Here is a 12,665-nt window from a genome sequence, read left to right as displayed (position 1 = left end):
GTGCTATGGCCTAGCTATACGGAAATGCATGATGCCGCATTCTGCTCATTAATAGGTAATTACAAAATAACGTCAATGGTAGCCTGTCGAAGGACTTTCGGTAAGCTCAACTTGAGAACATCAGCAAGGAATATTTTTATTAACTTTATGCTTCTAAAGATTGCTAATGATTAGGATACATAATTATTTTGTCTACATTTTGGAGTGTGCGGATAAAAGTTATTATGTAGGTGTTACAAATGATTTGGAAACCAGACTTATTCAGCATAATGATGGAGAAAATGATCTAGCTTATACTTTTACCAGAAGACCGGTAATCTTAAAGTATTACCACAGATTTGATCGGATTGAAGATGCTATAGATTTTGAAAAACAGGTGAAAGGGTGGAGTAGAAAGAAAAAAGAAGCTTTATTCGAAGAAAATTGGAATGAAATTATAAGATTATCAAACTATAAAAATAAATAACAGATGGGTCTTCGACAGGCTCAGACTGACAAACAATAATACTAAATGAAATTACTAGAAGGAAAAACAGCATTAATTACCGGCGCATCAAAAGGAATCGGTCGTAAAATAGCGGAGAAATTTGCAGAGCAAGGTGCTAATGTAGCATTCACCTATTTATCATCAGTAGAAAAAGGCGAAGCTTTGGAGCAAGAATTACAAAGCTTTGGTACCAAAGTTAAAGGTTATCGTTCTGATGCTTCCAAATTTGATGAAGCTGAGCAATTGATCAGTGATATCGTGGCAGAATTTGGAGCCATTGATATTGTAGTAAATAATGCCGGTATTACCAAAGATGGTTTATTAATGAGAATGAGCGAGGAAAACTGGGATGATGTAATCAATGTCAACTTAAAATCGATCTTTAACGTAACCAAGGCAGCTTCTAAAGTGATGATGAAAGCCCGTAAAGGTGTTTTCATTAACATGAGTTCGGTAGTTGGTGTTTCAGGTAATGCTGGTCAGGCTAATTATGCCGCTTCTAAAGCTGGTATTATCGGTTTTACCAAATCGGTAGCTAAAGAAATGGGATCGAGAAATATCCGTGCTAACGTGGTTGCGCCAGGCTTCATCCGTACCGAAATGACAGATGTTTTAGATCCTAAAGTAGTTGAAGGTTGGGAAAAAGATATTCCGTTAAAACGTGCCGGCGAAACCGAAGATATTGCAAATGTTTGCGTGTTCCTGGCTTCAGATATGAGTGCTTACGTAACCGGACAAACCTTATCGGTTTGCGGTGGAATGCTCTAAGAGGTGTAAGGTTTAAGGCGGAAGGTTTAGTTCAACAAGCGATAAAAAAGTCAAGTTTTTTAAAAACTTGACTTTTTTTGTTACTTCACAACATATTTCCCCTTCACTTCACTTACATCGGCTTGATTTTTATTCTTCTCAAAAGCTAAATAGCCAGGTTGTAACGATTTCCAGAAACTGGCCTGATCAGGAAATTGCTTTGAATACTTTTTTAAGTTTCCATTGGTCATTTTGAAGGGATAAATGTTTACCGGAATCTTTTCCTGACCAGCATTGCTTGCCTCAACGCCTAGAATATACACTTCTTTAATTTTTTCGTCCGTTAGCGGAATGCAACCAACCGTAACACAATCGCCATGGATGTAAATATCACTTCCCGGTTTTCGGTTTTTTCCAGTTCGAACATCATCTATCGTATTCGGATAATTTATACCCATTGATAAATGAAATTTGCTCATCGGGTTGAAAACATTGATGTAATAAAATCCTTCAGGTGTTTGTCCGTCTCCTTCCATTACTTTCGGCCCCAGTGTACCCGAATGTGCACAAAAATCATAAGTGCGGAATAATTTGTAGTTTTTATCGGTATTAGCCTTTAACCAAACTTCCAGTTTACCTTCACTTTTATAAGCATTGATTACCATCGAAAATTGATCACCAAAACCTTCAGCCAGGATAAATTTTCTTAATGTTTCCCACTTATCCCTGTAAGCTTTTTCTACTCTTTCAAATTTGATTTGAGTGGCTTTGAAATTATTTTGGGCATTGACCATAAAGCTTAGAAGCAGTAGCGTTAAAAAGATTAATTTCATAAGATCGATTTGGTTTTAAAGATAGGTAATTAACCACAGAGCGTATAGCGTTCTCTTTTTTTACCACAAAGGTCACAGAGAAAAGACGCGAAGCACACAGAGTTCGGTGCTTAAAAAGGTTTAGATACTCCATGATCCTCAGTGCAAAACTCAGTGTACTCGGTGGTTAAACGAATGGTGTTTTAGCTTTAGCATAATTCTTTATGATTAACAACCTTGAAAATTTACCTAAAATTACCATCTTTATGAATTATGAATGGTTTTTTTTCAGGGGCTTCTATTTTGTCTTTTCTGGGTTGCCTGGCATTAGGCATACTCTATGCCTGGTTGCTTTATCGCGGTAATAAAAATCTGGATAAAAAACTTCAATATGGTTTGGCTGCGTTGAGGATTGTGGTTGTTACTACAATTTCATGGTTCCTGTTTGCACCACTCATTAAAACCTTAAATTATACTTTAGATAAGCCTGTAATCATCATTGGACAGGATAATTCACTATCAGTTGGTCAGGTTAAAGCAGCAGGTTTCGATCAAAAACGATACGAACAAAACCTTGAAAGGTTAAGGGATAAACTCGCAGGCAAATACGAAGTAAAAGTGCTTCATTTTGGCGATCAGGTTGCTGATGGCTTCGACTTTAAAAACCAGGGGAAATTAACCGATGCTTCTGCATTTTTTCAGAAAATCAGAGATGAATATACCAACCGCAATGTCGGGGCAGTTGTTTTGGCCACTGATGGGATTTTTAACCATGGCGGCAACCCATTATACAGCGTTAATCAGATCAATGCCCCAATTTACACCATTGCGCTGGGTGATAGTATTCCCAGGCGCGATGCATTGATCTCGAATGTAAATTACAATAACATTGTATACCTGGATGATGATTTTACGGTCGAAGTACAGGTACAGGCTTTTCAAAGCAACGGTGAAACTACATCATTAACCATTAGCGAAAACGGTGCAAAGATAGCGCAACAGAACATCTTGATTAATGCCGCTTCGTTTGTTAAAACCATTCCGGTAAAGCTCCATGCAGGCAAAATTGGTGTGCAGAAGTACACCGTACAATTAGGCGCTTTAGAAAATGAAATTACCACGCAAAATAACGTTCAGACCTTTTATGTAGAGGTTATTGACGGCAGGCAGAAAGTATTGCTTGCTGCTGCTTCACCTCACCCCGATCTGGGCGTTTTAAAGGAGGCTATTTCGCTCAATAAACACTACGAAGTTAAACTTACCCTTGCAGATGATTTAAATGCAACAGATCCATCTAAATTTGATTTAATTGTTTTGTATCAGTTGCCCGATGTGCAGAATATCTCTTCATTCTTTTTAAATAAATTCACCGCATTAAAGAAACCGGTCTGGTACATTGTAGGGGCGCAGAGCAATGTAAATGCTTTTAATCAGATCCAAAATCAAGTTAATTTGAGCTCCGCCAATGGTTCTGTTCAGGAAGTATATGCCGATTTTGCCAATGGTTTTACCAGTTTCAACCTGACGGATGAGGATAAAAAGCAGGTTTCATCTTTCGATCCTTTACTGAGTCCTTTTGGCAGGTTAACCGCAAATTCAGGGGTTACACCAGTTTTTAACCAACGCATTGGTAAAGTGAGTACGCAGAACCCATTGCTGTTTTTTGCAAACGAAAACGGCTTAAAAACCGGTTATTTAATGGCGGAGGGGTTATGGCGATGGAAACTTGCTGAAGCTGAAAACGAGGCGCCAAAATCCGTTTTAAATGATCTGATTTCAAAAACTGTTCAATACCTTTCTGTTAAAGATGATAAACGCAGGTTTAAGGTTTTTACTGCTAAAGCCGCTTATGATGAAAATGAAAGCATCCAGTTTAATGCAACACTTTATAACGACAGCTACCAGGCGGTTAATGAGCCCGAGGTAAATCTGCAGGTTAAAAATGAAGCAGGAAAGCTGTTCAATTATACTTTCTCCAAAACGGAAACGGCTTATCAATTGGATGCAGGTACCATGCCGGCTGGTAATTATTCGTATGTGGCCAATACAGCACTCGGCGGAAATAAATACACGGCTACCGGAAGTTTTCATGTAAACGCTTTAATTGCTGAATACCAGCAAACGACAGCGAACCACCAGCTTTTAAATACCATGTCTAAACAAAGCAACGGTAAATTGTTTATGCCCGAAAACCTGCTTAAAATAGCTGATGAAATACTGAAAAATGAGAACATCAAAACCATCAGCTATGACGAACGTAAGTACGATGAACTGATTAATATGAAGTGGCTGTTTGGTTTAATTATGATCTTGCTCGGAACCGAGTGGTTTTTAAGGAAAAGAAACGGGGAACTTTAAGTTTGGCGTTGCGGGTTGGTGTGCAGTCAGATGTTACCATCTGACTGATAGTTTTTTTTTGTAATTAATTGAAGGTGTTTTAAGTTTGATAGTGCCAGATGGTAACATCTGACACCACCAAAAACCTGCTTAAAATAGCTGATGAAATCCTGAAAAATGAGAACATCAAAACCATCAGCTATGAAGACCGTAAGTATGATGAGTTGATTAATATGAAGTGGCTGTTTGGTTTAATCATGATCTTGCTCGGAACCGAGTGGTTTTTAAGGAAAAGAAACGGGGGACTCTAAATTTGGAGTTGGGTGTTGTGAGTTTGGAGACTCAGAACGCCGAACTGAAAACTCCCAACTGACTTATATGTGCTGTCAGATGGTAACATCTGACAGGGCGATTATGTTGGTAATAACTGATGGTATTTGATTAATCTGAAAAGTGCGGGGTGTTGACATCCCGACACATAAAGTGCAATAGTTATGGGGTTAAGAAACAGAAATTTATTTTTAGAGAAAAAATGCTTTTTTGTTACCACAAGTTGCTATAAGCACATAAAGCTGCTCGAAAGTGATTTTTGTAAACTAATTATTGCGAATAGCATGAACTTCGTGGCGGTTAAATACAATATTTCAATCCTTGGGTATGTAATTATGCCCAATCACTTTCATATTCTGCTTTACTTCAACGAAGAAAATAAATTATCTGATGCCATGCGTGATTTGAAAAAGTTTTGTGCATTTGAAATAAGGAAATACCTTGAAATCAATGAAAGTCTTTTACTGAATCGGATCAGGATTGAAAATGAGAAGCAAATATTTAAGGTTTGGAATGATAGATTTGATGATGTTTGGATCGGTAATAGAGAGCTTCTAGAAGTTAAACTGGAATATATTCATCAAAACCCCTTGCAAGCTCACTGGGGTTTAAGTGAGTATCCTGAAGATTATAATTATAGCAGTGCAGCATTTTATCTTGGTAACGAATACGATATTATTAAGCTAACTGATTACAGGAATATTTTTAATTGAAGTGGAACTTGTGTCAGATGGTAACATCTGACACCACGAAAACTAGAGATCTTTGGTTGGTAGTTTTAGGTTGATGTGCAGTCAGATGTTACCATCTGACTGATAGATATTTTTTTGTAAATAATTGAAGGTGTTTTACCTTTGATAGTGCCAGATGGTAACATCTGGCACTACAAAAAACTTTAAGTTTGGCGTTAGGAGGGGTGAGTTTGGAGGCTCGGAACTCCGAACTAAAAACTCCAAACTGAGTTAGTGCCATTCGTCCCGGTAAACAAACTTAGGCATATGCCATTCGAAACGGATAGAAAGCAGTCTCAATGTTAAACCTACTATGGCAGCAAAAACAGTTGCAAGCATTTCGGATCCATGAAAATGTTCGATCCCGATGTAAACAGAGCCGGTAACAATTGCGGCACTGGCATAAATCTCTTTGCGGAAAAGAAAAGGCACTTCATTGCAGAGCACATCGCGGAGTACGCCACCTGCACAACCGGTGATCATTCCGCTAAAAAGTACAATCAAATAAGGTAAATGAATCTGTTGCGCTACCTGGCACCCGATAATGGTAAACACCACCAAACCCAAAGCATCCAGATAAAGAAAAAGTTTTTTGAGCCTGGTCATGATCGACGCAATAAAAGCAGCAAATAAGGCCGCCGCCGCGGTAATCACTAAATACTCGGGATGTTCTACCCAACTCATGGGGTAATGTCCAAATAATACATTTCTAACCGTTCCGCCACCCAGAGCCGTAACCCAGGCAATAATACAAACGCCAACCCAATCCATATCGCGCCTACCGGCAGATAATGCAGCAGTCATGGCCTCGGCAGTTATGGCTATAATGTAGAGGATATGGAGCATTCGAATGTTTAACGGTTTAATCGGTTAATTGATCGGCAAGTTGTTTAACAGTTGAACCTTAAACTAAATACTGCCAACTGAATACTGCACACTGCCAACTGAAAACTAATCTTTCTTCTCCTCCCTGATAATCACGAAAACATCTTCATTATCTTTCTTCATAAAATATTTTTCGCGTGCAAATTTCTCGGCAGTATTTAAGTTGGTGTTCAGTTCGTTTAAATCCTTTTTAACCTGGGCGGTTTCTTTCTCGAAATATTCTTTTTCTTCCTGCAGTTTATTCGCCTGACTGCGGTATTCATATTGCGACATCATGTCATTTTTGTCGAAAAATAGCATCCACATCGCAAAAGCGACCGTTGCAAGGAAATATTTATTGCGGAAAAGATCTATTAAACGTTTCATATTTTTCTCGAAAACCGTTATTAAACCTTACAGGTTTTTAAAACCTGTAAGGTTTGCTGAGCAAATATAGTATTAAAATAAAAACATCCGAAGATTTAAAATCTCCGGATGTTTCGCAAATAAGTTTTTTAACTTGTTAACACCAAATTGGAATGTCATATTGAGCCCATCTAAACACCTATCGAAAAGTTCTTCGACAAGCTCAGAATGACACTAACCATAAGGGTTATTTTTTCGCGTATTTGAATTTCGAACCGATGAAACGTGCGTTTTCGCCCAATTCTTCTTCAATACGTAACAATTGATTGTATTTTGCAATCCTGTCCGAACGTGAAGCCGAACCGGTTTTAATCTGTCCGCAGTTTAATGCAACAGCTAAATCAGCGATGGTAACATCTTCAGTTTCACCAGAACGGTGACTCATTACCGAAGTATAACCACTGTTTTGTGCTAAAGTAACCGCATTAATCGTTTCAGTTAATGAACCGATCTGATTTACTTTTACCAGGATAGAGTTTGCCGTATCTTCATCGATACCACGTTGTAAACGGGTTACGTTGGTTACAAACAAATCGTCACCTACCAATTGAACGCGGTCGCCAACTTTTTCAGTTAAAGTTTTCCAACCAGCCCAATCGTTTTCATCCATACCATCCTCGATAGAGATAATTGGATATTTGGCAGAAAGATCAGCTAAATATTGTGCCTGTTCTTCGCTTGAACGTATAGCACCTTTATCGCCTTCAAATTTGGTATAATCGTATTTACCATCTTTGTAGAACTCAGATGATGCACAATCTAGCGCTAAACAGATTTGTGAACCTGGTTGGTAACCAGCAGTTTCAATAGCTTTTAATACCGTTTCAATTGCATCTTCAGTACCATCAAAAGTTGGGGCGAAACCGCCTTCATCACCTACCGCAGTAGATAAACCTCTATCGTGAAGGATTTTTTTCAAACTATGGAAAACTTCAGTTCCCCAACGTAACGCCTCAGAGAAAGAAGGTGCACCTACTGGCATGATCATAAACTCCTGGAATGCAATAGGAGCATCAGAGTGAGAACCACCATTGATGATGTTCATCATCGGGATAGGTAAAGTGTTTGCATTAACACCGCCAATATAACGGTATAATGGCTGGCCAATTTCGTCGGCAGCAGCTTTTGCAACCGCTAAAGAAACACCTAAAATAGCATTAGCGCCTAAGTTACCTTTGTTCTCGGTACCATCAAGGTCTAACATAAGTTTGTCAATTGCGTTTTGTTCAAAAACATCAATACCCCTTAATGCATCAGCAATTTTGGTGTTTACATTTTCTACTGCTTTTAAAACGCCTTTTCCTAAATATGTAGATTTATCTCCATCACGTAATTCAACAGCTTCATATTGTCCGGTAGATGCACCACTTGGTACTGCAGCACGGCCAAATGCACCTGCTTCTGTTGCAACTTCTACTTCTACTGTTGGATTTCCTCTTGAATCGAGGATTTGTCTCGCATGGACATTAACGATTATGCTCATTTTTATTTTAATTTTTGTTGATTTTTTAACCTGCTTAGTGTACAAAGTACAATTACTAAGCCCAACATCAAAGTTAGTATAATTTTTAAATAAATAAAGCGTTTTGAGGGTTAATGTTACGATAGTTGACTGAGTTAACAGATGGTTAATTTTAAGTTTATATTAGCGGCGAAACCGATGTAGGTTGCAGCTTAACAGGTATTGATTACTGATGTTGGTTTGAAAAGCAATTGCAGTATTACTTCGGTTGGGTTGGCCCCGCTTTTCATTACAAGTCCTCTCCCGATGAAAAATCGGGATTGCGGGCTTTTCATTTCAATCGGGTTTAAATTACTTAGGTTCGGTAAATTATAGGAAACAATGCCCGTGCTGAAGATGCCGTCATCCCCGATGCTATAGCTGTAAGATCAGGAGGCATTGGAATGGTAATATTTATCGGTCGGTGTCTCACCGACCGAATAGAGTTTCTTTATTTTTTAGCCTCAGCCAAAAGTTCCGAATTCAGGCGTACATATTCATCAATCTTTTGGGCTTTAGCGGCGTCAATGCCTTGTTGCGCTGTAATTGCAGCAGCAGCTTTATCGCCCATTTTTAACTGAATACGGCCTTTCCAAAGTTTAAACCAAGGAGCCTTTGGATCTGATTTTTCTGCTTCAGTCACCCATTCCAAAGCCTGTTTTAAATCTTTTCCATGCTGAAAATAGTATTGTGCTGCTGCAAAATAGGGTTTCTTTTCACCTTTCATGGCTTCGGCAATATTGGCCATTACTTTTTCATCAATAGAAGTGGTGATATTAACAGCATACGCGCTATTTTCCCACATCATGTTTAAAGTTGCAGAAGTTTCGCTGACAGAGGAGAACTGCATGGTTAAAGTTTCAACTTTATCCTTTAGGGCTATCGTTTTTACTTTTACTCGAAGTATGTCGTCACTTTCCTTATAATCGTATGCACCCCACTGATCGGCAGTCTTATTGAAAATAACGGTCCACTCATTTTTACCAGGAATACTGAACAAGCTATATTCGCCTGCTGGTAAATCTTTACCTTCAACTTTAACGTCATCGGTAAATTTAACCCGCGTAGCAGCGTTTGCTCCGTTACGCCATACCACACCCATCGGTTCTATACCACCAAAAATTTTGCGGCCTTTTACATTCGGACGGGAATAGGTTAAAGTTATTTTTCCCAATCCAAAATCCTGGATTAAGGTTTGGCCACTACTTGGCTGAGGGAATTTTGCATCCTGGGCACCGGCGAAATGTGCAGCACCTAAAAGTGCAACAGATAGCATTAATGATTTGATCGATAATTTCATTATTTTGTTGTTTTTGCTTATTGCGAATTTACGCAATAAGCGCTGGCTTTAACAAAAGTTTAATATCAACTCTAAATCAGCTGGTTTTTTCTGAAACCAAAAATCAGTTCATCAAAATATTCACCATTTTTAAAAATGGTCCCCTTTAATTCGGCTTCAAAAATAAAACCAGATTTCTGTAAGACCCTTTGTGAAGCCAGGTTGGTATGGGTAGTCTTCGCGAAAATTCTGTCGATCTCAAATGTTTTGAAACCATATTGTAGCATTTCTTTTATCGCAAGCGCAACGATGCCTTTACCCCAATGTTCTTCCCCAATCCAATATCCCATTTCTGCACTTTTGCTGTAAATGTCTGCCAGTTGATGCACGCCTATAGAGCCAATTACTTCATCGTTCAACACAATGGCTTTGATCTGTAAGGGATCGTGACTCGAAGCCAATTGAATAAAAGCTTCACCATCTTTTTTTTCGTAAGGAAAAGGAAATTTATTGGTCAGGTATTTAGAAATGTTGAAGTTATTGGCATGTTTAACCAAATTTTCAATATCACTTTTTTGGTAAGGGCGTAAAATTAATTGCATTGGTTTAGATTATGATCTGCCGAATGTAAAGCTAAATGTTGGCAAAAATAAAATTTAAACGCTGTAATTCCGTTTTAATCTGGTTCATGCCAATTAAACCGCCAGACATGCCGCTTGATTGCTGAAAAACATTTACTGTCAGTTCATTTTCTGCTCCTGGCATAATGGTTACGCTGAATTTGTAGTAGGTTGTAAATGCACCCAATAATAGTCTTTTTATGCGGCTGCCTTTTTCTAAAATTAAATTTCCGAATTGTTGATCTATTACCTTGTAGCCTTGTAATTCAAAAAGCCCGGTAATTTTTCTAGTCATTTCCTCAACAGAAATATCCCTGTACAGGTTTGAAATCAATCCGTCAACCGTTTGCAGGTTTTTTACAAAAAAAGTCATAATAGTAAACAGGGGTTATTTTAGTTCATCTAACACCTTAAACAACTTTTTGTTGATACTGTTTCCGCTGTAATTATTAATATTGATCACGACCACGTATTTGTTGCCTGCTGCATCAGTGTGGTAACCTGCAAATGCCGAAACATCGTTAATGGTTCCGCTTTTAATTTTCATGCCATTGTATTCTGGTAGGGCTTTATAATAATCAGCGAACCAGTTTTCTTTTTGGATCTGGAAAAGTATATTGGCCATGGCAGAGGTCGTGACCCTATCGCCCGGAGAAAGTCCGCTGCCATCAATAATGTTAAGTGCCGTTTTATCGATTCCCTTACTTGCCCAAAAATTAATCTCAGTTTCTGCACCCTTGCTTGTTATAGCTTCTTTGCCTGATTTTATTGCAATGGTTTTCAAAAGTGATTCGCCATATAAATTAATACTTTTCTTTAAAAACCAATAGGTAATGTCGCTTAAACTTGGCGAACTGATGGTGTTTATTTTCTGTGTAACAAGAGGAATAACCTGATTATTCAGGGTCATCAACCTAGCGGTGGTGGCTTGCTGGCTGGTAGAAATTCCCAGTCTTTTCAATGTATCCTCTAAGCGGTAAGCGCAATCAAACGCAGGATCGGGCAAAGCAACCGAAATGCCTGTTTTAGCAATCCCCATTCCCCAGCTCCCGCGTAGGTAAGCCACATCGCCATAGGGTGGGAGAAAGGCATAACTTCTGTCGCCGGTACCAGACGCACCGGTTTTCAGCTCGTTTATAATCTGAATGTATGGAGTAGCCGGAACTGTTTTTACAATTTTTACCTCGTCAGCTGTGCTGCTACCAGGCCTAAGGTGAATATCAAACTGATTTTCCCGCCAGGCTAAGCCAGATGTTCCTGCGCCATAATAATTGCCTATATCCTGCCATACCCAACCTTCAGGTGTGGTTTGTGTGCCAAAGATACGGTCATCACCAATTATAGCACCATCAATTTTTTTAATTCCGGCCGCCTTTATGGCAGCAACCCATTGCGTTAAAACAGTTTTTTCTTTGTTTTGATAACGCCATGAACCCAAAGTGGGGTCTCCACTACCGATTATCATTATGTTGCCCTTTAAGGTTCCATCGTTGGTAACCGTACCGGTGTAAGCCAAATTAGTCTGGTATTGGAAATCTTTTCCTAAGATGCTAAATGCAGTAGCTGCGGTGATGGTTTTTAAGGTTGAAGCGGTAGCCAAACCTATCTGTTCATTTTTAGCATATAAGGTTTTGCCCGTATTGGCATCCAAAACGCATAGCGAAACCATCGCATGCCTGGCCTGTTCATCATTTAATAGATTATTAAAAGCTTTTTCTATATCTTGGATTCTGTTTTGGGCAAAGCTCTGGGTAAAGAAGAAAGACAGGACGATGAAAAGGAGTGTGAAAAATTTCATTTGTGGTGTAGTGGAAGTGGAAATCACTAAATTATATATAATTTGATGATTATGATCTCTTTTTTATATATAATTTAGTAATTACGAACGCTAAATTATACTAACTCAGAACTTAGCCATTAAACAGCTTATTCCGTTTAATCTCTTTTCCCTGTCTGAGTTTTACGGCATGATAAATCGATGGTACATCGTTTGTCCATTTTTTGAGGGCGAGTATAATAGCGAGTATTTCTGACCTTGTAGCCAGGCCGAGCCAGAAACAAATTTCAAAAAGCACGACTGATTCGCAATGCAACATAATCTCAACGAGGGTGGCGAATATAGTAAGTGTCCAGATTTTAGCACCGATAGAGTGGGTAGCAATTTCCTTTTTAAACTTGATATAACATAGTACATAGGTAGAGGCCTCAAAAGTACCCAGTACGATCAGTTTTATAAGATTGGTTTTAAAAAAATCAGGGCATTGGATGTAGGTGGCAATTGCTACAGAAATAAAAAATACCTGGTCTATGCCAGAATCCAGGCGCCTCAGTTTTTCAGATGAGATATTGAGCTTACGGGCGATAATCCCGTCAAACACGTCGGTTAACAAACCAACAGATAATAAAGTAACGGCTAAAAAAGAATAATGGCTAACATGGAAAACGCTTAACAGAATAATTCCAAAACCGATAAGTAACCTGGAATAAATTAAAAAGATTGGAATATGTTTCATGATGGAATGCGCACAAAA

General features: G+C 38.6%; 14 protein-coding genes. 5 read left to right on the top strand and 9 right to left on the bottom strand.

The genetic code is table 11. The features are described from left to right. The first annotated feature begins 166 nt into the window (after nt 1-166). Both BM107_RS18980 and fabG read left to right on the top strand, forming a co-directional pair. Entirely contained in the window at nt 167-466 is a 300-nt protein-coding gene (locus BM107_RS18980; RefSeq protein ID WP_244278860.1) for a GIY-YIG nuclease family protein, read from the top strand. Nucleotides 467-511: 45 nt separating this feature from the next. Continuing rightward, complete coding sequence (fabG, locus tag BM107_RS18975; RefSeq protein WP_090986216.1) at nt 512-1,255, top strand: 3-oxoacyl-[acyl-carrier-protein] reductase; 744 nt, start codon at nt 512-514, stop codon at nt 1,253-1,255. Between the two features lie 80 nt (nt 1,256-1,335). On the opposite strand, the gene BM107_RS18970 is transcribed toward fabG, so the two are convergent. Then, complete coding sequence (locus BM107_RS18970; RefSeq protein WP_090986212.1) at nt 1,336-2,067, bottom strand: L,D-transpeptidase family protein; 732 nt, start codon at nt 2,065-2,067, stop codon at nt 1,336-1,338. 252 nt (nt 2,068-2,319) lie between these two features. On the opposite strand from BM107_RS18970, the gene BM107_RS18965 reads away from it, so the two are divergent. The 3 genes from BM107_RS18965 to BM107_RS18955 all read left to right on the top strand — a co-directional run bounded on the left by BM107_RS18965 (nt 2,320) and on the right by BM107_RS18955 (nt 5,426). Then, complete coding sequence (locus BM107_RS18965) at nt 2,320-4,404, top strand: hypothetical protein (protein ID WP_090986209.1); 2,085 nt, start codon at nt 2,320-2,322, stop codon at nt 4,402-4,404. A 98-nt stretch (nt 4,405-4,502) separates the two neighbouring features. Then, nucleotides 4,503-4,694, top strand: coding sequence for a hypothetical protein (locus BM107_RS18960; protein ID WP_090986207.1), 192 nt, complete (start codon nt 4,503-4,505; stop codon nt 4,692-4,694). A 183-nt stretch (nt 4,695-4,877) separates the two neighbouring features. Further along, the gene (locus BM107_RS18955) at nt 4,878-5,426 is read left to right on the top strand and encodes an REP-associated tyrosine transposase (RefSeq protein WP_090986204.1); all 549 of its coding nucleotides are present in this window, start codon (nt 4,878-4,880) and stop codon (nt 5,424-5,426) included. Between the two features lie 249 nt (nt 5,427-5,675). Here the strand turns inward: BM107_RS18955 and BM107_RS18950 are convergent, their stop codons facing one another. The 8 genes from BM107_RS18950 to BM107_RS18915 form a co-directional block, all read right to left on the bottom strand. Then, a complete protein-coding gene (locus BM107_RS18950) occupies nt 5,676-6,290 on the bottom strand; it encodes a trimeric intracellular cation channel family protein (protein ID WP_090986202.1) in 615 nt (204 codons plus the stop codon). A gap of 105 nt (nt 6,291-6,395) precedes the next feature. Beyond that, complete coding sequence (locus BM107_RS18945; RefSeq protein WP_029286805.1) at nt 6,396-6,695, bottom strand: FtsB family cell division protein; 300 nt, start codon at nt 6,693-6,695, stop codon at nt 6,396-6,398. Between the two features lie 226 nt (nt 6,696-6,921). After that, nucleotides 6,922-8,217 (bottom strand): phosphopyruvate hydratase, encoded by a 1,296-nt coding sequence (eno, locus tag BM107_RS18940; protein WP_090986243.1) that lies wholly within the window; start codon nt 8,215-8,217, stop codon nt 6,922-6,924. Nucleotides 8,218-8,686: 469 nt separating this feature from the next. Next, nucleotides 8,687-9,535 carry a DUF2911 domain-containing protein gene (locus tag BM107_RS18935; RefSeq protein ID WP_090986200.1) on the bottom strand — a complete coding sequence of 283 codons (849 nt, stop codon included), beginning with the start codon at nt 9,533-9,535 and terminating at the stop codon, nt 8,687-8,689. 71 nt (nt 9,536-9,606) lie between these two features. Next, nucleotides 9,607-10,116, bottom strand: a complete 510-nt coding sequence (locus BM107_RS18930; protein ID WP_090986197.1) for a GNAT family N-acetyltransferase — start codon at nt 10,114-10,116, stop codon at nt 9,607-9,609. Nucleotides 10,117-10,147: 31 nt separating this feature from the next. Beyond that, nucleotides 10,148-10,507 (bottom strand): hypothetical protein, encoded by a 360-nt coding sequence (locus tag BM107_RS18925; protein WP_090986195.1) that lies wholly within the window; start codon nt 10,505-10,507, stop codon nt 10,148-10,150. A 15-nt stretch (nt 10,508-10,522) separates the two neighbouring features. Then, entirely contained in the window at nt 10,523-11,932 is a 1,410-nt protein-coding gene (dacB, locus tag BM107_RS18920) for a D-alanyl-D-alanine carboxypeptidase/D-alanyl-D-alanine endopeptidase (RefSeq protein WP_090986193.1), read from the bottom strand. 112 nt (nt 11,933-12,044) lie between these two features. Beyond that, nucleotides 12,045-12,647: a CDP-alcohol phosphatidyltransferase family protein gene (locus tag BM107_RS18915; RefSeq protein WP_090986191.1), complete on the bottom strand. Its 603-nt coding sequence runs from the start codon at nt 12,645-12,647 to the stop codon at nt 12,045-12,047. Nucleotides 12,648-12,665: the final 18 nt, after the last annotated feature.

This window comes from Pedobacter suwonensis, assembly GCF_900111825.1.
GTDB lineage: Bacteria > Bacteroidota > Bacteroidia > Sphingobacteriales > Sphingobacteriaceae > Pedobacter > Pedobacter suwonensis.
The sequence above is the reverse complement of the archived record's forward strand: the minus strand, read 5'-3'. Positions and strand labels throughout refer to the sequence as shown.

What these genes read in the sequence shown, in the direction of transcription:
- BM107_RS18925 (WP_090986195.1), bottom strand. Translation starts at nt 10,507, where the DNA reads ATGACTTTTTTTGTAAAAAACCTGCAAACGGTTGACGGATTGATTTCA.
- BM107_RS18915 (WP_090986191.1), bottom strand. Translation starts at nt 12,647, where the DNA reads ATGAAACATATTCCAATCTTTTTAATTTATTCCAGGTTACTTATCGGT.
- BM107_RS18980 (WP_244278860.1), top strand. Translation starts at nt 167, where the DNA reads ATGATTAGGATACATAATTATTTTGTCTACATTTTGGAGTGTGCGGAT.
- BM107_RS18955 (WP_090986204.1), top strand. Translation starts at nt 4,878, where the DNA reads ATGGGGTTAAGAAACAGAAATTTATTTTTAGAGAAAAAATGCTTTTTT.
- dacB (WP_090986193.1), bottom strand. Translation starts at nt 11,932, where the DNA reads ATGAAATTTTTCACACTCCTTTTCATCGTCCTGTCTTTCTTCTTTACC.
- BM107_RS18935 (WP_090986200.1), bottom strand. Translation starts at nt 9,535, where the DNA reads ATGAAATTATCGATCAAATCATTAATGCTATCTGTTGCACTTTTAGGT.
- BM107_RS18960 (WP_090986207.1), top strand. Translation starts at nt 4,503, where the DNA reads ATGGTAACATCTGACACCACCAAAAACCTGCTTAAAATAGCTGATGAA.
- eno (WP_090986243.1), bottom strand. Translation starts at nt 8,217, where the DNA reads ATGAGCATAATCGTTAATGTCCATGCGAGACAAATCCTCGATTCAAGA.
- BM107_RS18965 (WP_090986209.1), top strand. Translation starts at nt 2,320, where the DNA reads ATGAATGGTTTTTTTTCAGGGGCTTCTATTTTGTCTTTTCTGGGTTGC.
- BM107_RS18950 (WP_090986202.1), bottom strand. Translation starts at nt 6,290, where the DNA reads ATGCTCCATATCCTCTACATTATAGCCATAACTGCCGAGGCCATGACT.
- BM107_RS18930 (WP_090986197.1), bottom strand. Translation starts at nt 10,116, where the DNA reads ATGCAATTAATTTTACGCCCTTACCAAAAAAGTGATATTGAAAATTTG.
- fabG (WP_090986216.1), top strand. Translation starts at nt 512, where the DNA reads ATGAAATTACTAGAAGGAAAAACAGCATTAATTACCGGCGCATCAAAA.
- BM107_RS18970 (WP_090986212.1), bottom strand. Translation starts at nt 2,067, where the DNA reads ATGAAATTAATCTTTTTAACGCTACTGCTTCTAAGCTTTATGGTCAAT.
- BM107_RS18945 (WP_029286805.1), bottom strand. Translation starts at nt 6,695, where the DNA reads ATGAAACGTTTAATAGATCTTTTCCGCAATAAATATTTCCTTGCAACG.